The following is a 25,184-nucleotide window of genomic DNA, read 5'->3' on the forward strand; positions in this document are numbered from 1 at the left end:
GACACCTGCACCGACCAGTGCGGCGAGATCCCGCCCGGCCACACCTGTGTGCCCGGCCCGCGATGCGGCACCGACAACTGCACCGATCAGTGCGGGGCGACCCCGCCGACCGCCACGACGACGGCCGCGCCGCCTGCGGGCACCACGCCGCCCGCCACCACCGCGGCACCGACGACGGCCCCCGCCACCACCTCCGCGGTCGCGGCGCCGGTGACCACGGCAACGCCGGAGCCGACACCGGTCTCGTGAGAACTCCGCCGCGCCGGGCCTCCGGGCCCGGCCGCGGCGGCACCGAGGGGTGCCGCCGCCCGTCCGGTCGCGGCCGGACGGGCGGCGACATGGTCGACGACCCGGCATCACCCGTCGGGGCACTCGGAACACGCACCCCGTGAACGGGCCGGTAGTCCCGCGCCGCGTTCTACGCTGGCGGCATGACCGTGATCGGGATTCCGTCGGAGGTCAAGGAACAGGAGTTCCGGGTCGCGCTCACCCCGGCGGGCGCGGCGGAACTGCGCGCGCACGGCCACGCGGTGCTGGTCCAGGCCGGGGCCGGGGCCGGGTCGGGATTCGGTGACGACCGGTATCTGGCCGCGGGCGCGCGGATCGTGCCGGGGCCCGACGAGGTCTGGGCCGCGGCGGAACTCGTCCTGAAGGTGAAGGAGCCCGTCGCGCAGGAGTATCCGCGGCTGCGGGCCGAGCAGGTGCTGTTCACCTATCTGCACCTGGCCGCCTCGCGGGCCTGCACCGACGCCCTGCTCGCCTCGGGGATCACCGCCATCGCGTACGAGACCGTGCGCGGCCCCGACGGCGGCCTGCCGCTGCTGGCGCCGATGAGCGAGGTCGCGGGCAAACTCGGCACCCAGGTCGGGGCCTACCACCTCATGGCGCCCCTGGGCGGGGCCGGGCTGCTGCTCGGCGGGGTGCCCGGCGTCCGCCCGGCCGACGTGGTGGTGCTCGGCGGCGGCGTGGCGGGCACCTGCGCGGCCACCGTGGCCGTGGGGATGGGCGCGCGGGTCAGCGTGCTCGACACCAACCTGGCGCGGCTGCGCGAACTCGACGCCCGGTTCGCCGGCCGCGTCACCACCCTGGCCTCGCACGCCGTGGAGATCGAGCACGCCGTGCTCGGCGCCGACCTGGTCATCGGTTCGGTGCTGGTCCCCGGCGCGCGGGCGCCGGAACTGGTGCCGGACGCGCTGGTGGCGCGCATGCGGCCGGGATCGGTCCTGGTCGACATCGCCATCGACCAGGGCGGCTGCTTCCAGTCCTCCCGTCCGACCACGCACGCGGACCCGACCTTCCGGGTCGCCGACGCGCTGTTCTACTGCGTGGCCAACATGCCCGGCGCGGTCCCGCACACCTCGACCGTCGCCCTCACCAACGCGACCCTGCCGTACGCGCTGTCCATCGCCGACCGCGGCTGGCGCGGGGCCTGCGCCGCCGACCCCGGGCTCGCCCGCGGGCTGACGGTCGACCAGGGCAGTCTGCTGTCGGGGGAGGTCGCCGCCGCCCACGGGCTCACGGTCGCCGGCCGGTCCCCGGCGTGAGCGTCCGGGCGCTCAGTCCTGCTCGCCCAGGTACCAGTCCGGGGCGCCCTCGGTCGGCAGGTCGCGCAGCTTGTCGGGGTTGCGCACGACGTTGATCGCGGTGATGCGGCCGTCGTCGACGACGAAGGAGAACACGCCGAGGGTGGTGCCGTCGAACACCACCAGCCCCGGCACGCCGTTGACCAGCACCGCCCGGCCCCAGCCACCGGCGGCCGAGGGCGCGTGGTACCAGCCGAGCAGCATCTTGGCGATGAGCTCGGCGCCCTGGACGGGCTTGCGGATGGCGGGCACCTTGCCGCCGCCGTCGGCGGTCAGCACGACCTTCTCGTCGAGCACGCCGAGCAGCGCGCTCAGGTCGCCGGACCGCCAGGCCAGCGCGAACGCCGAGACGACCTTCTCCTGCTCGGCCGCGGTGGCCGGGAAGCGCGGGGTGCCCTGCTCCACGTGCCTGCGGGCGCGGGAGGCCAGCTGCCGCACCGCGGCCGGGGTCCGGCCGACCACCTCGGCGACCTCGGGGCCGCTCATGCCGAACACGTCCTGGAGCACGAACGCGGTCCGCTCGGCGGGGGACAGCGATTCCAGGACAACCAGCAGCGCGGTGGTGACCCGCTCGTCCTGGGAGACGCGGTCGGCCGGGTCGTCCCAGGTGGTGACCTCGGGCTCGGGCAGCCACTCGCCGACGTACTGTTCGCGGCGGGCCCGCGCGGAGCCGAGGTGGTCAAGGGCCAGCCGGCCGGTGACCGTGGTCAGCCAGGCGCGCAGGTTGTCGATCTCGGCCGCCCTGCCCGCCTCGAACTGGCGCTGCAGCCGCAGCCACGCCTCCTGCACGACGTCCTCGGCGTCGGCCAGGCTGCCCAGCGTGCTGTAGGCGAGCCTGCGCAGGTAGGGGCGGTGCTCCTCGAAACGGAGCGCCAGCCCGGCCTGGTCGAGGGGGCCGGAGGATGCGTCGTCCACTGTGTTCCGCCGTTCGGGTCTACTCGCCGTGCTCGTGGTGAGTGTAGGGGTGCTGACACCGGGACGACGACGCGGCGGCGCGGGGTGTGACATCGCGGCCGATTAGGCTCGCCCGGGTGCGGAACGGGACAGTGACAGCGATCGGGCTCGTGCTCGGTTTCGGCCTCGACCGGGTGCTCGCCGATCCGCGCCGGTGGCATCCGGTGGCCGGATTCGGCACGGCCGCCGCGGCGCTGGAGCGGTCCACCTACGGCGACCGGCGGCTGCCGGGTGTGGCGCACGAGGCGATCGCCGTCGGCGCGGTGGCGGGGGTCGGCGTCCTCGCCGCGCGCGCGGTCGCGCGCAGGCAGGTGGCGGGCGTGGCGGTCACGGCGCTGGCGACCTGGACCGTGCTCGGCGGACGCAGCCTGGCCCGGGTCGGGCACCGCATGGCCGACCGCCTGGAGGACGGCGACCTCGAGGGCGCGCGCGAGCTGCTGCCGTCGCTGTGCGGCCGCGACCCGTCGGTCCTCGACGCCGACGGGCTGGCCAGGGCCGCGCTGGAATCCATCGCCGAGAACACCGCCGACGCGACCGTCGCGCCGCTGGTCTGGGGCGCGGTGGCGGGCGTCCCGGGGCTGCTGGCCTACCGGGCGGTCAACACCCTCGACGCCATGATCGGCTATCGCGACGACCGCTACGAGCGGTTCGGGTGGGCCGCCGCCCGCGTCGACGACGGCGCCAACCTGCTCCCGGCGCGGCTGACGGGCCTGCTGACCGTCGCGCTGGCGCCCGCCGTCGGCGGCACACCGGCGGCGGCCCTGCGCGCGTGGCGCCGCGACGCCGCCGCGCATCCCAGCCCGAACGCGGGCGTCGTCGAGGCCTCGGCGGCGGGCGCACTCGGCGTCCGCCTCGGCGGACGCACGCAGTACCGGCACGGTGTGGAGATGCGCCCGAGCCTCGGCGACGGGCCCGCGCCCACGGTGCCCGACCTGCGCCGCGCGGTGCGGCTGTCGGAACTGGTCCAGGCCGGGGCGCTGGTGGTCGCGGCCGCCTGCGCGGCGCTGATCGGGCGGCGGACCGGCGGGTAGTCCGGGTTCAGCGGCTCCGGCCGTAGCGGTCGGCCAGCCGGTCCTCGGTGGTGCGCGCGGCGGGCTTCGCCGGTTCGTCCGTGTCGCCCGGCACCGGCGTGGCCGCGGGGGCGGGCGCGTGCGTTTCCTCGCGTTCGCGGCGGCGCGCGCGGAGCTCGGCGTAGACGAAATAGCCGAGGCCGAGCGGCGCCATCACGCCGAACGCCAGCCACTGCAAGCCGTAGGACAGGTAGGGGCCCGCGTCGAGCTGGGGGAGCGGCGGCGGCCGGAAGGCGCCGGGCTGGCCCTCGGCCAGCTGGAGGTAGCCCGCCGCGGCGGTGCCGGTGGGGATCGCGGTCAGCGGCACGTTCAGGACCGTGCTCTCCTGGCCGGTGTCGACCGAGTACACCTGCCGGTAGCCGTCCTGGGTGGCGGGCAGCTTGTCCGGCACCACGCCCTCGGAGGCGCGGATGCGGCCCTCCAGGGTCTGCGGGCCCGCGGGCGGCGCGGCGATCACCGGGGGACGGGTCCCGTCGACGGCGGCGACCAGGCCGCGGTCGACCAGCACGGTGCGCCCGTCGTCGAGCCGGAAGGCGGCCAGCACCGAGTAGCCGGGGGCGCCGTCGAGGTGGCGCAGGCGCACGAGCACCGTGGACTCGGGGACGTAGGCGCCGGTCGCGGTGACCCGCCGCCACTCGCTGCCCTCGCCGTCGAGGACCGACGACAGCGGGACCGGCTCCGCGCGCACCGAGTCGGCGATGAGCTGATTGCGGTGCTCGGTGCTGGTGTTCTTGCCCAGCTGCCACGGCGCGAGCACGGTGAAGCACAGGTAGGCGAACGCGGCGACCACGCCGGCGAGGATCAGCCAGCTCGGGCGGAACAGGAAGGCGATCCGGCGCATCAGCGGGCGCGCTCGCGCGCGTCGAGTTCGGTGCGCACCCGGTCGAGCAGGCCGGGAACGGCGGCCTCGATCTGGTCGCGGACGAGCTCGAAGTCGGCGGCGGTGCCGTAGTAGGGGTCGGGCACGTCGCGCCCCTCGGCCGCCGGGTCGAACGTGCGCAGCAGCACGCGCCGGTCGGCGGGGACGCCGCGCCGGGCCAGCTCGTCGTCGTGGGTGGTGTCCAGCGCGACGATCAGGTCGGCGTCGGCGTGCTCGGGACCGAAGGTCGCCGCGACGTGGCCGGTGGGGTAACCGGCGCGGCGCAGGACGGCGTCGGTGCGTTCGTCGGCGGGGTGACCGATGTGCCACGCACCGGTCCCCGCGCTGCTGACCCGCACCCGGTCGGACAGCCCGGCGCGCCGCAGGTGCGCGTCGAAGATCCGCTCGGCCATCGGGGACCGGCAGATGTTGCCCGTGCAGATGAAGGTGACATGGAGATCGGCCACGTCAGCCATTCTGGCCCGAGGCGGGCGAACGTCGCCACGTAGGGTGTGCAGACGTGCCGGACGACACTGTGGATCACGCGCTGCTGCGCCACCACGGCGATGTGGACGCGGCCCCCGGCCTGCTCGACTTCGCCGTCAACGTGCAGGGCGCGGCGCCGCCGCGCTGGCTGCGCGACCGCCTGGCCGCCCGGCTCGCCGACCTGGCCCGCTACCCGTCCGCCGCCGACGACCTCGCCGCCCGCGCCGCCGTCGCCGCCCGCCACGGCCGGACCCCGGCCGAGGTCCTGCTGCTGTCCGGCGCCGCCGAGGGCTTCACGCTGCTGCCCCGCCTGCGTCCCCGGCTCGCGGCGGTCGTGCACCCGTCGTTCACCGAGCCGGAACTCGCGCTGCGCGAGGCGGGTGTCGCGGTGACCCGGGTCGTGCTGACCGAGCCGTACGTCCTCGATCCCGCCGCGGTCCCCGAGGCGGCCGACCTCGTCGTGCTCGGCAATCCCACCAATCCGACCTCGGTGCTGCATCCCGCCGCGACCCTGCGCGCGCTGCGGCGTCCCGGCCGCGTGGTCGTCGTCGACGAGGCGTTCATGGACGCCGTCCCCGGCGAACCGCATTCCCTGGCGGGCGCCGCGTTGCCCGATGTCCTCGTGGTCCGCAGCCTCACCAAGACCTGGGCTCTGGCGGGCCTGCGCTGCGGGTACTTCCTCGGCGACCCGGCCGTCCTGGCCCGCCTCGCCGAGGGGCGCCCGCACTGGCCGCTGGGCACCCTCCAGCTCGAGGCGATCACGGCGACCGCGGACCCGCGGGCCGTCGCCGACGCGGCCGACCTGGCCCGCCGCCTCGCCGAGGACCGCGCCGCGCTGGTCGCCGACCTGCGCGCGCTCGGCGTCGCCGTGCACACGCCGGCCGACGGCCCGTTCCTGCTGCTGCGCGTCGAGGACGGCGAACTGGTCCGCAAGCATCTCGCCGGCCTGGGCATCGCGGTCCGCCGCGCCGACACGTTCCCCGGCCTGACCCCCGACCACCTGCGCGTCGCCGTCCGCGGACCGCGGGAACGCGCGGCGCTGGTCGCCGCCCTCGGCAGCACGCCGGGGTGGCCCGCGGCCCGCACCGGGGCCGCCGCCTCCGTCCAGCCGACCCGACCACCGGAGACCCGATGACCACCCTGGCCGACCTGATCGCCGTCCTCGACGCCGCCTACCCGCCCCACCTGGCCGAGTCCTGGGATTCGGTCGGCCTGGTGTGCGGCGACCCCGGCGACGAGGTCGAGCGGGTGCTGTTTGCGGTGGACGCCACCGCCGAGGTGGTCGACGAGGCGATCGCCTGGCGGGCGCAGGCGCTGGTCGTGCACCATCCGCTGCTGCTGCGCGGCGTGGACACGGTCGCCGCCGACACCCCCAAGGGCGCGCTGCTGCACCGCCTGATCCGGTCCGGCTGCGCCCTGTTCTCCGCGCACACCAACGCCGATTCCGCCGACCCCGGCGTCTCCGACGCGCTCGCCGCGGCCGTCGGCCTGACCGTCACCGGCCCGCTCGACCCCAGAACCGCCGCCCCACTGGACAAGTGGGTCGTCTACGTCCCGCGGACCCACACCGAGGCGCTCCTGTCCGCGCTGTTCGCCGCCGGGGCGGGCGCCGTCGGCGACTACCGGGAATGCGCCTGGCACACCGGCGGCACCGGGCAGTTCCGGCCCCTGCCCGGCGCGAACCCGGCCCTCGGCGTCGTCGGCGCGGTGGAACGGGTCGCCGAGGACGTCGTCGAGGTCGTGGCCGACCCGGAAGCGCGGGCCCGCGTGCTGGCCGCGCTGCGCGCCGCGCACCCCTACGAGGAGCCCGCCTTCCACCTGACCGAACGCGCGCCGCTGCCGTCGTCGCTGGGCATCGGCCGCGTCGGCACCCTCGACCGTCCCCAGAGCCTGCGGGAGTTCACCGCCCGCGTCGGCGCCGCCCTGCCGCGCACCGTCTGGGGGGTGCGGGCCGCGGGCGACCCCGACCGCGTGGTCGAGCGCGTGGCCGTGTGCGGCGGCGCGGGCGACTCGTACCTGAACACCGTGCTGCGCCGCGGCGTCGACGCCTATCTCACCGCCGACCTGCGGCATCACCCCGTGGACGAGCACCTGCGCAGGCACGGTCCCGCCCTGATCGACGCCGCCCACTGGGCCACCGAATTCCCCTGGTGCGCCCAGGCCGAAGGCTTCGTGCGCGCCGCGCTGCCCACCGTGGAGACCAGGGTCAGCACCCTGCGCACCGACCCTTGGACGGTCGCCGCCGGGGCCGCGGAAGCCCCCTGAGCGGCCGACCACCGGCGCCCGTCGGCACCCCGCCGAAGGGGTACCATTCGATGTCACCCACCACGTCGGGGCCGACCTCGAGGAGGCCCGCGAGCGCAGCGAGCGTCGCGGCCGTCCCGCGGTGCGGCGGGCCGAGACCATGCGGCGCAGCCGCGAGTCCCGGTCCGCCGCACCGCGGGACCCAAGGGGCCGCGACTCGAGCGCGCCAGCGCTCCAACAACACAGGAGTTCGTACGCGTTGAATGTCGAACCGTCGGTCCAGTCCAAGCTGCTCCAGCTCGCCGCCGTCGATGCCGAACTGACGCGGATCGCGCACCGGCGCACCGCGCTGCCCGAGCAGAAGGAGGTCGACCGCCTGGCGACCGAGCGCAACAAGTACAAGGACGCGGCCGTCGCCGTGGAGATCGGCATCGACGATCTCGATCGCGACATCCGCAAGCTCGAGGGTGAGGTCGACGCGGTCCGCAAGCGCGAGGACCGCGACCGGTCGCTGCTGACCTCGGGGTCGGTCGGCGCCAAGCAGCTCTCCGAGCTCGAGCACGAGCTGGGCAGCCTGCAGCGCCGCCGTTCGGTGCTCGAGGACGAGCTGCTGGCGGTGATGGAGCAGCGCGAGGCCAAGGTCGCCGATCACGATCACGCGGGTGCCCGCCTGTCCAAGGCCGAGGAGGAGCTCACCGACGCCGAGCGGCTCCGCGACGAGGCGATCGCCGATCTCGCGGTGGCCCAGCAGCGGTGCGAGACCGACCGGGCCGGGCTGGTCGGGTTGTTCCCGGACGAGCTGCTGGCGATCTACGACAAGCAGCGGGCGACGAGCGGGGTCGGCGCGGCGCTGCTGCAGGCCCGCCGGTGCGGCGGGTGCCGGATCGAGCTGGACCGCGGCGAGATCCAGCGCATCGCCAAGACCGCGGGTGACGTGGTCGTGCGCTGCCCCGAGTGCGGCGCGATCCTGGTGCGCACCAAGGAATCCGGACTGTGAGTCCGCGCGAGGTCATCGTCGAGGCCGACGGCGGCTCGCGCGGTAATCCGGGACCGGCCGGCTACGGCGCGGTGGTGTTCGACGCGGGCCACGGGCGAATCCTGGCCGAGCGCAAGGGATTCCTCGGTGTCACGACCAACAACGTGGCCGAGTACCGTGGCCTCATCGCCGGGCTGGAGGCCGCCGCGGAGCTGGGCGCGCGGGTGGTGCACGCGCGCATGGACTCCAAGCTGGTCGTCGAGCAGATGTCGGGTCGCTGGCAGGTCAAGCATCCGGCGATGCGGCCGCTCGCCGAGCAGGCGCGCGCCCTGGCGGCCGGCTTCGACGCCGTCGACCACACCTGGATCCCGCGCGCGCAGAACGCGCACGCCGACGGCCTCGCCAACGCCGCGATGGACGACGGCGACGCCACCGACATCGTCCAGGCCGCCGTCGCCGAGGACGACCGCGCGCAGTCCGCCGCCGAGGCGGCCTCGGCGGCGCCGGGCGCGACCGAGGCGACGGACCGGCATCCGCCCGGCTGGACCGGCCTGATGGGCCGTCCCACCCGGCTGCTGCTGTTGCGGCACGGCCAGACCGAGCTGTCGGTGGAGCGGCGCTACTCCGGCCGCGGCAACCCGCCGCTGACCGAGCTGGGCCGCGCCCAGGCCGCGAACGCGGCGCGCAGGCTGGCCGCCGAGGGCGGCATCGCCGCGATCGTCACCTCGCCGCTGGGCCGGGCCCGCGACACCGCGGGGGCGGCCGGCGCCGCGCTCGGTCTGCCGGTGCGGGTCTCCGACGGCCTCATCGAGACCGATTTCGGCGAGTGGGAGGGCTTGACCTTCGCCGAGGCGGCCGCCCGCGACCCGCGGCTGCATCGCGCCTGGCTCGGCGACCCGGCGGTCCCGGCGCCCGGCGGCGAGAGTTTCGACGAGGTCCGCGCGCGCGTCGACGGGGTGCGCCGCGAGCTCGTCGACGCCCATCCGGGGGAGACGGTGCTGGTCGTCAGTCACGTGACCCCGATCAAGACCCTGCTCCAGCTGGCGCTGGGGGTCGGCTCGTCGCTGCTCTACCGCCTGCATCTGGACCTGGCCTCGCTCTCGATCGCCGAGTTCTATCCCGACGGCGGTTCCTCCGTACGTCTGGTGAACGACACCTCCTACCTGTAACCTGCGGGCCTGCGTAACGGTCGCCCGAGGCGGGCCGAAACGCACAGGGGCCACCGGATTCCCGGTGGTCCGCCGCGGAGGAGAGGTAGTAGATGAAATTCACACGGATGGCCGCCGTCGCCGCAGCCATCGCGGGGGTGCTCGGCGCGGGTGTGGGGGCGGGAACCGCCACGGCCGCGCCGAGTGTGGTGCTCGGTGCCGGGTCCGGCATCGTGTTCGACAACAATTCGGCGTGCTCGCTGACCGCCATCGGCACCGACAACGGCGGCCGTCTGGTCGGCATCACCGCGGGCCACTGCGCCTCCACCGGTGCCCGGGTCGGCGCGGAGAAGGCGCTCTCGGCGGGCGTCATCGGCACCGTCGCCTACTCCGACGACGCGGAGTTCCTGGATTTCGCGGTGCTGGAACTGGATCGGGAGAAGGTCGCGCCCACGCGCACCATCGGCCAGACCACGGTCGCCGGGATCGGCGCCAAGCCCGGTTCGGGCGCCACGGTGTGCGCCGACGGGCGCACCACCGGCCGCAGCTGCGGTGTGGTCTGGGGCGAGCTCGAGGGCACCTCGATCAACCAGTACTGCTCGCAGCCCGGTGATTCGGGCGGTCCGGTCGTCGTCGGCGACCGGCTGGTCGGGATGAACCAGGGCCGCTTCGTCGGCTACGGGCCGGTCTCCTTCGACGTCCCGTGCAACGGCGGTGCCAACCCGGTGCACTCCCCGGCCTACTTCCAGCCGATCGGAGTGATCCTGGCCGCGCTCGACAAGCGCGGCGGGGTGGGCGCGGGCTTCACCGTCTTCTGACGGCCGACCGCGCGCAGGAGCCCCACCGGGTGCGAAATCCGGTGGGGCTCATGCCGTTTCAGCCCGCCTGCGCCCGCTCGTGCATGAGCAGGAGGGTGTAGGCGGCGAGGGTGTGCGTGTCGACGATCTCCGTGCCGAGCAGGCGCTCGAACTCCGCACGGGCGAACCAGCGTTCGACCATGTCCTGCTCCTCGGGTTCGCGTTCGTGCGCGCCCTGCGTGAGCTCGGTGGCCAGGAAGCAGTGCCCGGTCGCGTTGATGGTCGACGGCGCCGCCGCCAGCGCGCCGAGGTAGGTCATGCGGCCCGCCCGCAGCCCGGTCTCCTCGCGGAGCTCGTTGTGCGCCAGTTCGATCGGCGTCGCTTCGGTTTCCGGCGGGGGCGCGCCCGCCGGGAATTCCCAGCTGCGCGCCCCGATCGGATACCGGAACTGCTCGACCAACCGGAAGCCGTTGCCGTCGAACGGGATCACCAGCGCGAAATCGGACTTGTCGACCACCCCGTAGATCCCGGTCGATCCGTCGGCCCGGCGCACGGTGTCCTCGCGTACCCGCATCCACGGATTGCGGTACACCGTCCGGGAACTCAGTGACTCCATGTCCCCATCATCCGCCCCCGGCGCCGGTCACGGGCGCAGCACCGACACCAGGAAGTCGGTCTCGTCCTTGACGACCTGCTCGAAGACGTCGTCGAAGTACACGTCGAAATGCCCGACGGGGTACTCCTTCACGACGGCGTGCTTGGTGCGCGCGGCCGCTTTGCGGGTCGGGCCCGCGGGCGCGACCGTGTCGTTCTGGGCGATGGCGTAGAACACCGGCATCTTCAGGGACTTGGCGCGGCGGCCGGGGGAGTCGAACAGGGTCGACAGCGCCACCCTCGCGGCGACTTTCGGCTCGTAGACCGAGCTCTCCTCGGCCAGCCTGCCGTATCCCTCCGGCACGTCGGGGGCGCTCATCAGGGCCGCCGAGCGCTTGCGGCCCGCCAGCCGGACGCCGACCGGCTTGCGCCGGATCGGGCCGACGACCAGGTCGACGGCGGCGATGGTGGCGACCTTGGTGAGGCTGATCGGGCCCTTGGTCAGCGCCGAGGACAGCCCGCTGGTGAAGGGCACCTGGGCGACCACCGCGGCGAGGTAGTCGTCCTCGGGGGCCACCGACAGCACGTGTCCGCCCCCGAACGACGAGCCCCACAGCGCGATCCGGGTCGCGTCGAAGCCGCGGATGCTGCGCGCGTAGGCGATCGCCGACCGCCAATCCTCGCGCTGCTTACCGATGTCGAGCAGTTGCCGGGGTGTGCCCTCGCTGGCCCCGAAATGCCGGTAGTCGAACGCCAGCACCCCCATTCCCGCCGCGGCGAACCGGCGCGCGTACCGGTCCAGCCCCATCTCCCGATCGGCCCCCAGCCCGTGTCCCATGACCACCAGCGGGCGCGGCTTGGGCGCCCCGTCGGGTCGGTACAGCCAGGCGGCGCACTGCCGGCCGCCCGACGGGAAACTGACCTCCACACGTTCCATGCGCGCAAATTTACCTTCCGCGCGCACGGTAGGCTGTAGCGGCGGACGAGCCGACCGGGCGGCCGCGGCGACGGGAACACAGCACCGCGGTGCTGCCGCCCGGCGCCGAGGAAAGTCCGGACTCCACAGAGCAGGGCGGTTGCTAACGGCAACCCGGGGCGACCCGCGGGACAGTGCCACAGAGAACAGACCGCCGCGCGCAGGCGCGGTAAGGGTGAAACGGTGCGGTAAGAGCGCACCAGCGCCCCGGGTGACCGGGGCGGCTCGGTAAACCCCGCCCGGAGCAAGGTCGAAGGCCGCACCGCGAGGTGCGGCTGCGCAGGTGTTCGAGGGCTGCTCGCCCGAGCCTGCGGGTGGACCGCTCGAGGCACCCGGCGACGGTGTGTCCAGATGGATGGCCGCCCCCCGATGCGAATCGGGGACAGGATCCGGCTTACAGGCCGGCTCGTCCGCCCGAACGCCGAACGGCGGCGACCCCGGAGAAGGGGTCGCCGCCGTTCGGCGTTCCGTCTCGTTCGGTGTCAGGCCGGGCACATGAGTTTGGCGACCTGGTAGACCGCGAGCGCCTCGTCGTTGGTCGGCGCGGCCGAGCCGTTCTTGGCGACGGTCACGATGGACTTCACCACCTCGTCCTGGCTCTTGCCCGCTTTGATCTCCCCGCAGGTGGTCGTCAGGACCTTGCTGACCGCCCGGTCGTCCAAACCTTCGGCCAGTTTCGGGAACGCGTTTCGATAGTTCACCACGAAAACGCCGGCCTGGGTCGCGTCGACCTTGACCTCGGGTGCGGTCGACGTGGTGGTCGGGGCGGCGGAATTGGACGAATCGTCGCCGCAGCCGGCCACGAACAGGGCGAAGGCGGCCGCTCCGGCCACGATCGCTGCGGAAGTTCTACTCACGCTGCGGGATGCTAGCCGCCCGGAAAACGAGTCGCCTGCCAGGCGGTTAACGGAAAATGACATCTCCACCCGCGCCCGTGTGAGATCTACTGCGGGTTGATCATCAGCAGCTGGGCCCAGTAGGAGGCCTGGTCCGGTCCGACGATCGGCAGCAGGTAATCGAAAAGGATCGAAGACATACGCTCTCGAGCTCCCCTTATTTCGGTGCGGGTTGGACTTTTTCGCGCACGACCCGGGTCGTGCGCCGCAACAGTAACAGTGCGCGCCGCCGCGCCGGAGCGAGCCGGGTCGGCGGAACATTTTCCCGGGAACTCGCCGGAAAGGTGACTGAGGTCATAGAGTGTTCGCCGTCGGCACGGTCTCCCACCTGGCAGTGGCGGGACCGGATTCTCCACGAGTGGAAGCAGGTCTCATTTCAATGCGGGTAGTTCGTTCCCTTGTCGCCGGTGCGCTGATCGCCGGTTCCGCCGCGGTGCTCGGCGTCCTCGGTGCCGGTCAGGCGAGTGCGGTCGCGGTGACGCCCCTGTCCGGTGGTGTCCAGGTCGACCTGAGCCCGGCCGACACGGCCTGGGTCAGCCAGTCCCGGATCGGGCTGAGCATCGCCGGCCTGCCGCATCCGTCGGCGGCCTCCTTCGGCCAGGCGCTCGACGCCGCGGCCACGGTCTCCTCCGCGGTGCCCAACGGCCGCGTCACCTTCACGGTGTACGGGCCGCTGGATCAGCTCAACGGCACCATGCTGGCGTTGCAGTAGCCGCGTGGAACTGCACCAGCGGATCGTCTCGGCGCCGGTCGATTTCGGCGCCGTCCGTTCCGAATTCGGATTGGCCTCGGCCTACCCGGCCGGGGCCGTCTCCGAGGCCCGCGACGCGGTCGACGCGTTCGCGGGCCACCGGATCGACGCGACCGACATCCCGTTCGTCACCATCGACCCGCCCGGCGCCCTCGACCTCGACCAGGCGCTGCACCTGAGCCGCACCGACACCGGCTTCACCCTCCACTACGCCATCGCCGACCTCGCCGCCGTGATCGTCCCGGGCAGTGCCCTCGACCAGGAATCGGGCCGCCGCGGCCAGACGTTCTACCTGCCCGACGGCACCGTGCCGCTGCATCCGCCGGTGCTGTCCGAGGACGCGGCCAGCCTGCTGCCCGAGCGCACCCGCCCCGCCGTGCTGTGGACCGTCGAGCTCGACCACGCCGCCGAGCCGCGCCGCTGGCAGGTCGCCCGCGCGCTGATCCGCTCGGTCGCCCGGCTCGACTACGCGGGCGTGCAGGCCGCCGCCGACGCGGGCACGCCGCACCCCGCCATCGCCGACCTCCCCGAATTCGGCAGGCTCCGGATCGAATCCGGCCACGCGCGCGGCGCCATCGCGCTGCGGCTGCCCGCCCAGGACGTGGTGCGCGACGGCACCGGATGGCGCCTCGAGCTCGAGCCGCGCACCGCCGCCGACGACTGGAACGAGCAGGTCTCCCTGCTCACGGGCATGGTCGCCGCCCGGATCATGCTCGACCATCCCGGTCCCGGCCGGACCGGCCTGCTGCGCACCATGCCACCGCCACCGGAGTCCGCGGTCGCCTCGCTGCGCCGCACCGCCGCGGCGCTCGGCGTGCCCTGGCCGGACGGCGCGGGCGTCGGCCGGGTCCTGGGCGGGCTCGACCCCAACAGCCCCGAATCCCTCGTCCTGAACTCCGAGGCGACCGGCCTGCTGCGCGGCGCGGCCTACACCCTGCTCGACGACGCGCCGCGGACCCCGGCGCAGCTGACGCACAGCGCGATCGGCGCGCCCTACGCGCACGTGACGGCCCCGCTGCGCCGGCTGGCCGACCGCTACACCACCGAGATCTGCCTGGCCTACTGCGCGGGCGCCGAGGTCCCGGACTGGGTGCGCACGGGCCTGGCCGCGGCCGCCGACACGATGCGCCGCACCGACGCCGAGGCCAACAAGGTCGACCGCGCGTGCATCGACCTCACCGAGGCCACCGTGCTGGCGCCCCGCGTCGGCCAGGGCTTCGACGCGATCGTCCTGCGCGACGCCGACGGGTCACGCCCGGCGGAGATCTTCGTCGAGGACCCGCCGGTCATGGCCCGCTGCGACGGGAAGCCCGAGGAGGGCAAGCGGATCAGGGCACGGCTGACCGAGGCCGATCCGGCCGCCCGCACCGTCCGGTTCGCGTACCCCGAACAGGCCCCGGCGGCTACGGCCCGGTGACGAAGGCCGCGGCGGCCGGGTAGCGGGCGAGCGCCCGCCCCGCGGCGTCGGCCTCGGTGTCGACCAGGATCTCGTACACCTCGGCGGCCCGGCCGTGCGCTCCCTCGGCCCGCGCCCGCAGCACCGCGCCGGACTCGACGGCATCGCGGTGGTCGCCGAGGACCGTCTGGAGTTGCTTGGCCCGCTTGCCGAGCTCGGCGGCGTCGTCACCGAGGACGTCCGCGGCGGCGTCGGCCGCGTAGCGCAGCCGCTTGGCGGCCTTGCGGATGTCGTGCAGCAACTCCACCCGGTCGGCGGTGGCGGCGGCCGGTTCGGCAAGGACGAGGGCGCGCAGGCGGTCGCGATCGTGGTCGAGGATGTCGGCGAACGCGTCGGCGGCGGGCGCGGCGGCACGCCCGCGGCGCAGCGGCGGCTCGGAACGCCACGCGGACAGCGTGTCCCGCAGCGCGGTGTAGCGGCCGGTGTCGAGCTCGGCCAGCACCCGGGTGTGGGCCTCGGCGTAGGCGTCGCGCTCGGCGCCGACCAGCGCGTCGACGACCTCACCGGGGACCTCGTCGAGCGCGACGAGCAGGGTCGCGAAGCGGTCGCCGCGGACCTCGGCGTCGCGGGCGACGCCGAGCAGCTCGGCGAGCCACTTCAGCTCCGCCGTCACCTCGGCGGCGGGCCCGGCGCGGAACACGCTCCGGTAGGAGCGCAGCACGCTGCGCAGCCGCCGCGTGGCCACCCGCATCTGGTGCACCGAATCCGGTTCGTCGCCGCGGACTTCCGGCTCGGCCTCCAGCAACCGCGTCACGTCGGCCCCGAGGGCGGCGGTGAGCGCGTGGCCCGCGGCGGTCATCTCACACCTGCTTTCCGAAGCGGTCGGTGGCCTCGACGAGATGGTGCACGATGCCGGGCTCGAGCGCGGTGTGCCCGGCGTCCGGCACCAGATGCAGGATCGATCCGGGCCAGGCCCGGTGCAGGTCCCAGGCGCTCACCGCCGGGCATACCACGTCGTGGCGGCCCTGCACGATGACCGCGGGCAGGTGCGCGATGCGGTCGATGTCGCGCAGCAGCTGCCCCTCGTCGAGGAAGCCGTGATGGCGGAAGTAGTGGTTCTCGATCCGGGCGAAGGCCAGCGCGAAGCGCGGCTCGGCGGTCTCGGCGACCCGGTCCGGCTGCGGCAGCAGCGAACTCGTCGCCCCCTCCCAGGTCGACCAGGCCACCGCCGCGGCGAGCGCGACCTCGGGATCGGGGGAGTGCAGCAGCCGGTGATAGGCCTCGACGAAGTCGCCGCCGCGCTCGGACTCGGGCACCGGCGCGACGAACTTCTCCCACTCGTCGGGGTACAGATTGCCCGCGGCGCCGTTGTAGTACCAGTCGATCTCCGCGCGTCGCAGCAGGAAGATCCCGCGCAGCACGAGTTCGGTGACCCGGTCCGGATGGGCCTGGGCGTAGGCGAGGCCGAGGGTGGAGCCCCAGGAGCCGCCGAAGATCTGCCAGCGGTCGATGCCCAGGTGGGCGCGCAGCGCCTCCATGTCGGCGATCAGGTGCGCGGTGGTGTTGGTCGCCAGCGCGGCGCCGTCGGCGATGTGCGGCACGGACTGCCCGCAGCCGCGCTGATCGAACAGCACGATCCGGTACACGGCGGGATCGAAGAAGCGCCGCTGCACCGGGCCGGTGCCGCCGCCGGGGCCGCCGTGGACGAACACCACCGGCTTGCCGTCGGGGTCGCCGCTGGTCTCCCAGTACACCCGCTGCCCGTCGCCGACGTCGAGCAGGCCGGTGGCGTACGGTTCGACGGGCGGATACAGCGTCCGCATCAGAACGCCAATCCGGCGGCGAGGCTGGGCAGTTCGAGGGCGGTGAGGGCCTCGGTGCGCACCTGGGGGCAGGACGTGGTCATCACGCGGTCAACGACGTCCTTGTCGGCCAGGACCTGGCCGTTGATGCCGCCGTTGCGCAGCGCCCATTCGTGCACCATGGCGTTGAGCCCCAGCCTGCCCAGCGTCGGGCCCTGCACCCGCAGGTTGGACAGTTCGGGGCGCAGCATGTCGCAGAGCTGCGTGGCCGCGGCGTCGGAGATCACCAGCGGTCCGGGGGTGGCCGGGGCGCCACCGCCGGGGGCCGTCGCGGAACTCGTCGCCGGCGCCGTGCTCGTCGCGCCCGCGCTCCCGGTCGGATCGGGGTCGGCGCCGCCACAGGCGGTGAGCGACAGGGCGGTCAGGACCCCGGCGATCGGGACGACGGCGCGGGAGATCCAGGGACGGTACGGCATGGCACCTCATACTCGGGGTCGGCTGTGTCCCTTCCGAGTCTGCCATCACCGGCGGGTCCGCGGGATCGTCGCGCGCGCCGAGACCGGGCCTTCGGCGGGGCGGCGATCCGCGCGGGGCGGGGGAGCGGGTCGCGGCGGCGGACTTCGGTTGCGGTACCGGTGATCTCCGCACCGGTGGTCCGCCGCCGGACCGGCTCAGGACCGGGTCAGAAGCTGTGCTCGGGCGCCGGGAAGGTGCCCTGGGCGACCTCGGCGGCATAGGCCGCCGCGGCCGCGCGCAGCTCGTCGCCGACGTTGCCGAAGCGCTTGACGAACTTCGCGGTCCTGCCGCTGGTGTAGCCGGCCATGTCCTGCCACACCAGCACCTGGGCGTCGCAGTCCGCGCCCGCGCCGATGCCGACGGTCGGGATGGTCAGCTTGTGGGTGACCTGGCCGGCCAGTTCGGCGGGCACCATCTCCATCACCACCGAGAACGCCCCCGCCTCCTGCACGGCCAGCGCGTCGGCGATGAGCTGCTCGGCGCCGTCGCCGCGTCCCTGCACGCGGAAGCCGCCCAGGGTGTTGACGCTCTGCGGGGTGAACCCGATGTGCGCCATGACCGGGATGCCCGCCGACGTGATCAGCGCGATCTGCTCGGCGACCCGCTCACCGCCCTCGAGCTTGACCGCGTGGGCGCCGCCCTCCTTCATGAACCGGGTCGCGGTGGCCAGCGCCTGCTGCGGCGAGGACTCGTAGGTGCCGAACGGCAGGTCGGCGACCACGAGCGCGTGCGGCGCGCCCCGCACCACGCCGCGCACCAGCGGGACGAGCTCGTCCACGGTGATCGGCACGGTGGTGTCGTAGCCGTAGACCACGTTGGCCGCGGAATCGCCGACGAGCAGCACGGGGATGCCCGCCTCCTCGAACAGCCGGGCCGAGGAGTAGTCGTAGGCGGTGAGCATGGCCCAGCGCTGACCGTCGGCCTTCATCTGCTGCAGATGCTGGACGCGGGTCTTGCGGCGAGGCCGGTTCTCGGCCGGAGCGGCACCGTAGGCAGGGGTCTCCGCATCGGATACGGACATCGTCGTCCCTCTTTCGTCTGGTTCCTCGAGGCCCGTAGCGGGTCCCCGGGTTTTTCTGACGAATCCAGTGTGCCACCACGGCGGATGCCGGTTTAAGTGATCCCGCCGGTGGGGTTCGTCACAGCGCGGGCCCGGCACCGGCGTCGGTTACGGTGTGGCGGGCCCACTCGGGGGTCCGCGGGGTGCGCCACGGGCGCGGAGAGGTGGGCCGACGTTGCTGCGTCGCGGAGTCGTCGCCACGGTGGTCGCTGCGGCGGTCGTCCTGGCGGGCTGCACGGTCACCGGCGGTTCCCGGGAGCTCCCCCCGCCGCCGGACGGCCTCGCCCGGTTCTACGAGCAGCGGGTCGACTGGGGCTCGTGCGAGTCGTTCGGCGGCCCCGACGACCGGCTGCCGCCCAACACCCAGTGCGCCCGCATCGAGGTCCCCGTCGATTACGCCAGGCCGGACGGGCCGACCGCCCGGATCGCCCTGTCGCGTGCCCGGGCCACCGGGCCGAAGATCGGCTCGTTGCTGATGAATCCCGGCGGACCGGGGGTGTCGGGGTTGTCGATGACCGGGGTCGGTAATCGCACCGCGCTGGCCCAGCGGTTCGACCGGGTCGGCTTCGACCCGCGCGGCGTCGGTTCCTCCGAGCCCGCCATCGTCTGCCTGACCCCGGCGCAGGCCGATGCCGAGCGCGCCGAGCCGCCGGTGGCGAACACGCCCGAGGGCGTCGCCGCCGCCGAGGCCGACAACCGCGAATACGCGGGCCGCTGCACCGAGCGGACCGGCGACGACTTCCTCGCCCACGTCGGCACCAGGGAGGTCGTGCAGGACATGGACGTCATCCGGGCGGTGCTCGGCGATCCGGAGCTGACCTACCTCGGCTACTCCTACGGCACCCGCCTCGGGTCCGCCTACGCCGAGAAGTTCCCGGACCGGGTGCGCGCGCTCGTCCTCGACGGCGCCGTCGACTCCGCCCAGGACCCCATCCAGGAGTCGCTGCGCCAGGCCGCCGGCTTCCAGGGCGTGTTCGACGCCTTCGCCGCCGACTGCGCGACCCTGCCGGACTGCCCGCTCGGCACCGATCCCGGCCAGGCGGTCGCCCGCTTCCGGGCGCTGCTGATCCCGCTGGAGACCACGCCCGCCCGCACGAGCGACCCGCGCGGGCTCGGCTACAACGACGCGGTCACCGGCGTGCAGCAGGCGCTCTACAGCGAGTCGTTCTGGCCCGACCTGCGCCAGGGCCTCGCCGAGCTGGCCGCGGGCACCGGCGACACCCTGCTCGCCCTGGCCGACCAGTACGACGGGCGCCGCCCGGACGGCACCTACAGCAACACCCAGGACGCGTTCAACGCCATCCGCTGCGTCGACGACCCGCGGGTGACGGACCCGGCCGTGGCGGCCCGCCAGGACGCCGAGTACCGCCGCGCCGCGCCTTTCCTGGACGACGGCCGCGGCACGGGCATCGCGCCGCTGGAACTGTGCGCGGTGTGGCCGGTCCCCAACACCAGTACCCCGCACCGCGTCTCCGCGCCCGGGCTGCCGCGTACCGTGGTGGTCTCCACCACCGACGACCCGGCCACTCCGTATCAGTCCGGTGTCGATCTGGCCGCGCAGCTGGGCGCCGCGCTGATCACCTATCGCGGCAACCAGCACACCGCCGCCCTTGTGGCCGGTGACCGGTGCCTCGACGGCGCCGTCATCGCCTATCTGGTCGACCTCACCGAGCCCGCCGACGGCCTCACCTGCTGACTCCGCACAGCTGGCCGGAACCGGCCGTGAGATGTGACGGGTTCGAAATCGAGCGCGTGTATGTAACACGGATTTAACGCCGGGTGCTTACGCTCGCCGGTATGGATCGCCAGAAGGAATTCGTGCTGCGGACGCTCGAAGAGCGGGACATCCGCTTCGTACGTCTCTGGTTCACCGACGTGCTGGGCTATCTCAAGTCCGTCGCCATCGCCCCCGCCGAGCTCGAGGGCGCGTTCGAGGAGGGCATCGGCTTCGACGGCTCGGCCATCGAGGGCTTCGCCCGCGTCTCCGAGGCCGACATGGTCGCCCGTCCGGATCCGTCCACCTTCCAGGTGCTGCCCTGGGCCACCTCCAAGGGCCATCAGCACTCCGCGCGCATGTTCTGCGACATCACCATGCCCGACGGCTCGCCGTCGTGGGCGGACCCGCGCCACGTGCTGCGCCGCCAGCTCAACAAGGCCGGTGACGTCGGCTTCAGCTGCTACGTGCACCCCGAGATCGAGTTCTTCCTGCTGAAGAACGGCCCCGACGGCGCGCCGCCGCAGCCCGCCGACAACGGCGGCTTCTTCGACCAGGCCGTGCACGACTCGGCGCCCAACTTCCGGCGCCACGCCATCGACGCGCTCGAGTCGATGGGCATCTCGGTCGAGTTCAGCCACCACGAGGGCGCGCCGGGCCAGCAGGAGATCGACCTGCGCTACGCCGACGCGCTGTCCATGGCCGACAACGTGATGACCTTCCGCTACCTCATCAAGGAGGTCGCGATCGACGAGGGCGTGCGGGCCACCTTCATGCCCAAGCCGTTCCCGGAGTGGCCCGGCTCGGCCATGCACACCCACATGAGCCTGTTCGAGGGCGAGAACAACGCCTTCGCCGATCCGGACGACCCGGAGAACCTCTCCCAGACCGCGCGCTCGTTCATCGCGGGCATCCTCGAGCACGCCCCGGAGATCAGCGCGATCACCAACCAGTGGGTCAACTCCTACAAGCGCTTGATCCACGGCGGCGAGGCCCCGACGGCGGCGTCGTGGGGCCGGTCCAACCGCTCGGCGCTGGTCCGCGTGCCCATGTACACCCCGAACAAGTCCTCCTCGCGCCGCGTCGAGATCCGCAGCCCCGATTCGGCCTGCAACCCCTACCTGACTTTCGCGGTGCTGCTGGCCGCCGGCCTGCGCGGTATCGAGAAGGGCTACACGCTGCCGCCGGAGGCCGAGGACGACGTGTGGTCGCTGACCTCCGCCGAGCGCCGGGCGATGGGCTTCCGCGAGTTGCCGGGCACCCTGGACGAGGCGCTGCAGGCCATGGAGCGGTCGGAACTGGTCGCCGAGACCCTCGGCGAGCACGTGTTCGACTTCTTCCTGCGCAACAAGCGCCGGGAGTGGGCGGGCTACCGCAGCCAGGTCACCCCGTGGGAGCTCTCGGAGTACCTGGGCCTCTAGCCCCGGCCGAAGTCTCACCCAGCGGTTTCGGCGGGGCCGGGTGTCGGTTCCGGCATGTATTTTCTAAGCATGGTCCGGCCCCCGACTACCCGTTCCGCTGTCCCCGGCGTCGGACGGCTCGGCTTGCTAGAGCCGTCGGCGGCGCACAATCTGCACGAGCTCGGCTGGGACACCGTCGACGGTGTCCCGCTGCTGTGGTCGCTGTCGCGGTCGCCCGACGCCGATCTCGCGCTGACCACGCTGATCCGTCTGCGCGAGGCGCTCGAAGACGGCTGGGCCGAACTCGATTCGGCGCTGCGCACCGACACCACCCTGCGCGGCAGGCTGTTCGCGCTGCTCGGTTCGTCGACCACCTTCGGTGACCACCTCGTCGCGGAACCGCGGGGCTGGCAGCTGCTGCGCAGGCCCCAGCTGCCGACCCGCTCGGAGATGCTGGCCGACCTGCTCGACGCGGTCGACGCGGTGCCCGAGGAGGGGCCCAACGCCGGGCCGATGCTGTTCCGCGCCGGCGTGGACGGTCCCGAGGCGATCGCCCTGCTGCGCAAGCGGTATCGCGATCAGCTGATGGTGCTGGCCGCGATCGACCTGGCCTCCACCGTCGAGGACGACGAGCCCGAGCCCGAGTACCTGACCGTCGGCGAGCACCTGTCCGACCTGGCCGACGTCGCGCTGACCGCCGCGCTCTCCGTCGCGGTCGCGCGGGTCTGCCGCAACGGTCCGGTTCCGGTGCGGCTCGCGGTCGTCGCCATGGGCAAATGCGGTGCGCGCGAACTGAACTACGTCAGCGACGTCGACGTCGTGTTCGTCGCCGAGCCCGCCGACACGACCGCCACCCGCCTGGCCGCGGAGATGATGAGCGTGGGCAGCCAGGCCTTCTTCGAGGTCGACGCCGCGCTGCGCCCCGAGGGCAAGGCGGGCGCGCTGGTGCGCACGCTGGACTCGCACCTGGCCTACTACAAGCGCTGGGCGCGGACGTGGGAGTTCCAGGCGCTGCTGAAGAACCGCCCGATGACCGGCGACCTCGAGCTCGGGCAGCAGTACCGCGACGCGGTCATGCCGATGGTCTGGCAGGCCAGCGAGCGCCCGGATTTCGTCGCCGAGGTCCAGGCCATGCGCAGGCGGGTGGAGGACCTTGTCCCCGAGGACCTGCGCGACCGCGAGCTCAAACTGGGCGCGGGCAGCCTGCGCGACGTCGAATTCGCCGTGCAGCTGCTGCAACTGGTGCACGGCCGGGTCGACGAGTCGCTGCACGTGGTCAACACGGTCGAGGCGCTGGCCGCGCTCGCCGCGGGCGGGTACGTCGGCCGCGAGGATGCCGCGCATCTCACCGAGTCCTATGAGTTCCTCCGCCTGCTCGAGCACCGGCTGCAGTTGCAGCGGCTCAGGCGCACCCACACGCTGCCCGCGGCCGACGACGCCGACGGCATGCGCTGGCTGGCCCGCGCGGCGCACATCCGCCCGGACGGCCGCCAGGGCGCCGCGGGCGTGCTGGACACCGAGATCCGGCGCAACGCGGTGCAGGTGCGCCGGCTGCACGCCAAGCTGTTCTACCGGCCGCTGCTCGAGTCGGTGGCCCGTCTCGACTCCGACGCGCTCCGGCTGAGCCCCGACGCCGCCGTCCGCCAGCTCGCGGCGCTGGGCTACGCGGCCCCGGAGAACGCCCTGAGCCACCTCAAGGCGCTCACCGGCGGCGTCTCGCGCAAGGGCCGCATCCAGGCGCTGCTGCTGCCCACCCTGCTCGAATGGCTCGGCGACACACCGAATCCCGACGCGGGCCTGCTGGCCTACCGCCGGGTGTCGGAGGGGCTCAACGACCAGATCTGGTTCCTGCGCGAGCTGCGCGACGAGAGCATCGTCGCTCAGCGGCTGATGACGGTGCTCGGCTCCTCGGAGTACCTGCCCGATCTGCTGATCAACGCGCCCGAGACGATCCGCATGTACGCCGACGGCCCGGCGGGCCCGCAGCTGACCGTGCCCCAGCCCGACGAGGTCGCCCGCGGCATCCTCACCGCCGCCGCCCGCTACGACGACCCGCGCAAGGCGGTGGCCGCGGCGCGGTCGCTGCGCAGGCACGAGCTGGCCCGGGTCTCCTCGGCCGACCTGCTCGGGCTGCTCACCGTGCAGCAGGTCTGCAAGGCGCTGTCCTCGGTGTGGGTGGCGGTGCTCGAGGCCGCGCTGCGGGCGGTCATCCGCGCCTCCGAGGCCGAGCGCGGCGCGCCCGCCCCCGCCGACTTCGCCGTCATCGGCATGGGCAGGCTCGGCGGCTGGGAACTGGGTTACGGCTCGGACGCCGACGTGCTTTTCGTCTGCGATCCCCGCCCCGGCGAGGACGAGACCGTCGCGGTGAAGTGGGCCATCGGCATCGCTGAGCAGGTCCAGCGCCTGCTGGGCGCGCCGAGCACCGACCCGCCGCTGCAGGTCGACGCGGGCCTGCGCCCCGAGGGCCGCAACGGCGCCCTGGTCCGCACCCTGGCCGCTTACAAGGCCTACTACACCCAGTGGGCGCAGCCCTGGGAGGTCCAGGCCCTGCTGCGGGCGCATCAGGTGGCGGGCGACGAGGACCTGGGTGTGCGGTTCCTGCACGTCATCGATCCGGTCCGTTATCCGGCGGGCGGGGTGTCGGCCGACGCGGTCCGCGAGATCCGCCGGATCAAGGCCCGGGTGGACTCCGAGCGGCTGCCGCGCGGCGCCGACCCGGCCACCCACACCAAACTGGGCCGCGGCGGCCTGGCCGACATCGAGTGGACCGTGCAGCTGCTGCAGCTGCGCCACGCCCACGAGGTGCCCGCCCTGCACAACACCTCGACGCTGGAATCGCTCGACGTCATCGAGGCCGAGGGCATCCTCGAGCCGGGGGACGTCGCGCTGCTGCGCGAGTCCTGGCTCACCGCGACCGGCGCCCGCAACGCCCTGGTCCTGGTGAAGGGCAAACCGACCGATCAGCTGCCCTCGCCGGGCCGTCTACTATCGGCCGTCGCGCGCGCCGCGGGCTGGCCCAATTTCGACGGCGGCGAGTTCCTCGACCACTACCTGCGCGTCACCCGCCGCGCCAGGGCGGTCGTCGAACGCGTCTTCGGCGCCTGAGTCACCCGCGCGGTCGCGGGCCAGCCAGACGGTCGGTGAGCAACCGACCTTCTGGGTGAAGACCCGCGTCAGCGCGGAATGGTTGGCGTAGCCGAGGTCCGCGGCGATCGCCTTGACCGGCCGCCCGTCCCGCAACCACATCCGGGCCAGGGCCAGGCGCCAGCCGGTGAGGTAGTCGAGCGGGGTGGTGCCCACCCGATCGCGGAAGCGGGCGGCGAAGGCGCTGCGGGACATGGCCGCTCGCCGTGCCATGGTGTCGAGGGTCCAGTCCTGTCCGGGTGCCTCGTGGACGGCCAGCAGGGCGGGTGCCAGCTGGGGATCGGCGATACCGGTGAGCAGCCCGGGCGGCAGACCGGCCCGGTCGGGATGGTCGAGCAGCCAGCGGAGGAGCTGGAGCAGGACGACCTCGAAGAGCCGGTCGGCGACGAGCCGGTGTCCGCAGCGGTGCCGGTCGATCTCGGCGAACAGCAGGGTCAGCGCCTCGTCGAGCCCGTCCACCTCGGCCAGGGGGACGAGGAGCACCGGCGGCAGCGCCCGGGCGAGGGGGTGCTGCGATCCGCCCTCGAAATCGATGGTGGCGCAGGCGAAGTCGGCACCCTCGTGGGGCGGGTTGTAGAAGTCGTGTGCCAGCGGCCGCGGGTAGAAGAGCAGGCTGGGCTCGGTGACGGTCGACCGGCGCACGCCGACGCCGGGCAGCCGCTGTTCCACCTCGAAGGCGCCGGACCGGACGATGTGCAGGTAGCCGCGCCCTTCGGCGCCGAACCGGGTCACCCCGCACAGCGGGCCGGTGTGCAGCAGGTGGGTGCGCACGCGGAAGCGTTCCAGCAGTGGGGTGAGGCGGTCGAAGCTCGACATCG

24 protein-coding genes and 1 other RNA gene are annotated in these 25,184 nt (G+C 73.7%); 14 read left to right on the forward strand and 11 right to left on the reverse strand.

What is annotated here, in order from left to right; all coding sequences use genetic code 11:
- Together ON36_RS35780 and ald are read left to right on the forward strand one after the other, a co-directional pair.
- The coding region (locus ON36_RS35780; protein ID WP_218001175.1) for a hypothetical protein at window positions 1-249 on the forward strand (249 nt) is incomplete at its 5' end.
- A gap of 182 nt (window positions 250-431) precedes the next feature.
- Complete coding sequence (ald, locus tag ON36_RS07560; protein WP_043649525.1) at window positions 432-1,544, forward strand: alanine dehydrogenase; 1,113 nt, start codon at window positions 432-434, stop codon at window positions 1,542-1,544.
- A gap of 12 nt (window positions 1,545-1,556) precedes the next feature.
- On the opposite strand, the gene sigJ is transcribed toward ald, so the two are convergent.
- Window positions 1,557-2,498, reverse strand: a complete 942-nt coding sequence (gene sigJ, locus ON36_RS07565) for an RNA polymerase sigma factor SigJ (RefSeq protein WP_043649528.1) — start codon at window positions 2,496-2,498, stop codon at window positions 1,557-1,559.
- Window positions 2,499-2,629: 131 nt separating this feature from the next.
- On the opposite strand from sigJ, the gene ON36_RS07570 reads away from it, so the two are divergent.
- Window positions 2,630-3,568 (forward strand): cobalamin biosynthesis protein, encoded by a 939-nt coding sequence (locus ON36_RS07570; protein ID WP_281004832.1) that lies wholly within the window; start codon window positions 2,630-2,632, stop codon window positions 3,566-3,568.
- Window positions 3,569-3,575: 7 nt separating this feature from the next.
- On the opposite strand, the gene ON36_RS07575 is transcribed toward ON36_RS07570, so the two are convergent.
- A complete protein-coding gene (locus tag ON36_RS07575) occupies window positions 3,576-4,448 on the reverse strand; it encodes an SURF1 family cytochrome oxidase biogenesis protein (protein WP_043649534.1) in 873 nt (290 codons plus the stop codon).
- A complete protein-coding gene (locus ON36_RS07580; RefSeq protein ID WP_043649536.1) occupies window positions 4,448-4,942 on the reverse strand; it encodes a low molecular weight protein-tyrosine-phosphatase in 495 nt (164 codons plus the stop codon). Before ON36_RS07580 ends, ON36_RS07575 begins: the two co-directional genes overlap by 1 nt.
- Before the next feature lie 44 nt (window positions 4,943-4,986).
- On the opposite strand from ON36_RS07580, the gene cobC reads away from it, so the two are divergent.
- From cobC to ON36_RS07605, 5 genes are all read left to right on the forward strand, one after another.
- Window positions 4,987-6,087, forward strand: coding sequence for an Rv2231c family histidinol phosphate aminotransferase CobC (gene cobC / locus ON36_RS07585; RefSeq protein ID WP_083884969.1), 1,101 nt, complete (start codon window positions 4,987-4,989; stop codon window positions 6,085-6,087).
- The gene (locus tag ON36_RS07590) at window positions 6,084-7,217 is read left to right on the forward strand and encodes a Nif3-like dinuclear metal center hexameric protein (protein ID WP_043649734.1); all 1,134 of its coding nucleotides are present in this window, start codon (window positions 6,084-6,086) and stop codon (window positions 7,215-7,217) included. The genes cobC and ON36_RS07590 overlap by 4 nt, the downstream gene beginning before the upstream one ends.
- Window positions 7,218-7,455: 238 nt before the next feature.
- The gene (locus ON36_RS07595) at window positions 7,456-8,193 is read left to right on the forward strand and encodes a zinc ribbon domain-containing protein (RefSeq protein ID WP_043649539.1); all 738 of its coding nucleotides are present in this window, start codon (window positions 7,456-7,458) and stop codon (window positions 8,191-8,193) included.
- A complete protein-coding gene (locus ON36_RS07600; protein WP_043649542.1) occupies window positions 8,190-9,341 on the forward strand; it encodes a bifunctional RNase H/acid phosphatase in 1,152 nt (383 codons plus the stop codon). Before ON36_RS07595 ends, ON36_RS07600 begins: the two co-directional genes overlap by 4 nt.
- Window positions 9,342-9,433: 92 nt before the next feature.
- On the forward strand, window positions 9,434-10,138 hold the full coding sequence (locus ON36_RS07605; protein ID WP_043649545.1) for a S1 family peptidase: 705 nt from the start codon (window positions 9,434-9,436) through the stop codon (window positions 10,136-10,138).
- A 58-nt stretch (window positions 10,139-10,196) separates the two neighbouring features.
- On the opposite strand, the gene ON36_RS07610 is transcribed toward ON36_RS07605, so the two are convergent.
- A complete protein-coding gene (locus tag ON36_RS07610; protein WP_043649547.1) occupies window positions 10,197-10,733 on the reverse strand; it encodes an NUDIX domain-containing protein in 537 nt (178 codons plus the stop codon).
- Window positions 10,734-10,760: 27 nt separating this feature from the next.
- Window positions 10,761-11,648, reverse strand: a complete 888-nt coding sequence (locus ON36_RS07615) for an alpha/beta hydrolase (RefSeq protein WP_043649550.1) — start codon at window positions 11,646-11,648, stop codon at window positions 10,761-10,763.
- A gap of 46 nt (window positions 11,649-11,694) precedes the next feature.
- On the opposite strand from ON36_RS07615, the gene rnpB reads away from it, so the two are divergent.
- Window positions 11,695-12,100: RNase P RNA component class A (gene rnpB, locus ON36_RS32630), an RNA gene on the forward strand.
- 69 nt (window positions 12,101-12,169) lie between these two features.
- Here rnpB and ON36_RS07620 read toward each other — a convergent pair.
- Entirely contained in the window at window positions 12,170-12,544 is a 375-nt protein-coding gene (locus ON36_RS07620) for a hypothetical protein (RefSeq protein WP_043649552.1), read from the reverse strand.
- Between the two features lie 418 nt (window positions 12,545-12,962).
- Here ON36_RS07620 and ON36_RS07625 point away from each other — a divergent pair, with 418 nt between their 5' ends.
- Together ON36_RS07625 and ON36_RS07630 are read left to right on the forward strand one after the other, a co-directional pair.
- Entirely contained in the window at window positions 12,963-13,295 is a 333-nt protein-coding gene (locus tag ON36_RS07625) for a hypothetical protein (RefSeq protein ID WP_043649556.1), read from the forward strand.
- Between the two features lie 4 nt (window positions 13,296-13,299).
- Window positions 13,300-14,751 carry an RNB domain-containing ribonuclease gene (locus ON36_RS07630; protein WP_043649559.1) on the forward strand — a complete coding sequence of 484 codons (1,452 nt, stop codon included), beginning with the start codon at window positions 13,300-13,302 and terminating at the stop codon, window positions 14,749-14,751.
- Here ON36_RS07630 and ON36_RS07635 read toward each other — a convergent pair.
- The 4 genes from ON36_RS07635 to panB all read right to left on the reverse strand — a co-directional run bounded on the left by ON36_RS07635 (window position 14,738) and on the right by panB (window position 18,069).
- Window positions 14,738-15,589: a CHAD domain-containing protein gene (locus ON36_RS07635; protein WP_043649562.1), complete on the reverse strand. Its 852-nt coding sequence runs from the start codon at window positions 15,587-15,589 to the stop codon at window positions 14,738-14,740. The two genes, ON36_RS07630 and ON36_RS07635, sit on opposite strands and share 14 nt — an antisense overlap.
- 1 nt (window position 15,590) lies before the next feature.
- Window positions 15,591-16,553 (reverse strand): prolyl aminopeptidase, encoded by a 963-nt coding sequence (gene pip / locus ON36_RS07640; RefSeq protein WP_043649565.1) that lies wholly within the window; start codon window positions 16,551-16,553, stop codon window positions 15,591-15,593.
- A complete protein-coding gene (locus ON36_RS07645) occupies window positions 16,553-17,008 on the reverse strand; it encodes a hypothetical protein (RefSeq protein WP_043649568.1) in 456 nt (151 codons plus the stop codon). The genes pip and ON36_RS07645 overlap by 1 nt, the downstream gene beginning before the upstream one ends.
- A gap of 206 nt (window positions 17,009-17,214) precedes the next feature.
- Window positions 17,215-18,069 (reverse strand): 3-methyl-2-oxobutanoate hydroxymethyltransferase, encoded by an 855-nt coding sequence (gene panB, locus ON36_RS07650; protein ID WP_043649571.1) that lies wholly within the window; start codon window positions 18,067-18,069, stop codon window positions 17,215-17,217.
- Window positions 18,070-18,283: 214 nt separating this feature from the next.
- Between panB and ON36_RS07655 the strand changes: the two genes are divergently transcribed.
- From ON36_RS07655 to ON36_RS07665, 3 genes are all read left to right on the forward strand, one after another.
- Entirely contained in the window at window positions 18,284-19,804 is a 1,521-nt protein-coding gene (locus ON36_RS07655; RefSeq protein ID WP_043649574.1) for an alpha/beta hydrolase, read from the forward strand.
- 101 nt (window positions 19,805-19,905) lie between these two features.
- Window positions 19,906-21,243, forward strand: a complete 1,338-nt coding sequence (locus tag ON36_RS07660; RefSeq protein WP_043649577.1) for a glutamine synthetase family protein — start codon at window positions 19,906-19,908, stop codon at window positions 21,241-21,243.
- Between the two features lie 69 nt (window positions 21,244-21,312).
- A complete protein-coding gene (locus ON36_RS07665; RefSeq protein WP_043649580.1) occupies window positions 21,313-24,327 on the forward strand; it encodes a bifunctional [glutamine synthetase] adenylyltransferase/[glutamine synthetase]-adenylyl-L-tyrosine phosphorylase in 3,015 nt (1,004 codons plus the stop codon).
- Here the strand turns inward: ON36_RS07665 and ON36_RS07670 are convergent.
- The gene (locus ON36_RS07670; RefSeq protein WP_157224811.1) at window positions 24,208-25,182 is read right to left on the reverse strand and encodes a helix-turn-helix transcriptional regulator; all 975 of its coding nucleotides are present in this window, start codon (window positions 25,180-25,182) and stop codon (window positions 24,208-24,210) included. The genes ON36_RS07665 and ON36_RS07670 overlap by 120 nt on opposite strands.
- Window positions 25,183-25,184: the final 2 nt, after the last annotated feature.

The organism is Nocardia thailandica NBRC 100428, assembly GCF_000308795.1.
Lineage (GTDB): Bacteria > Actinomycetota > Actinomycetes > Mycobacteriales > Mycobacteriaceae > Nocardia > Nocardia thailandica.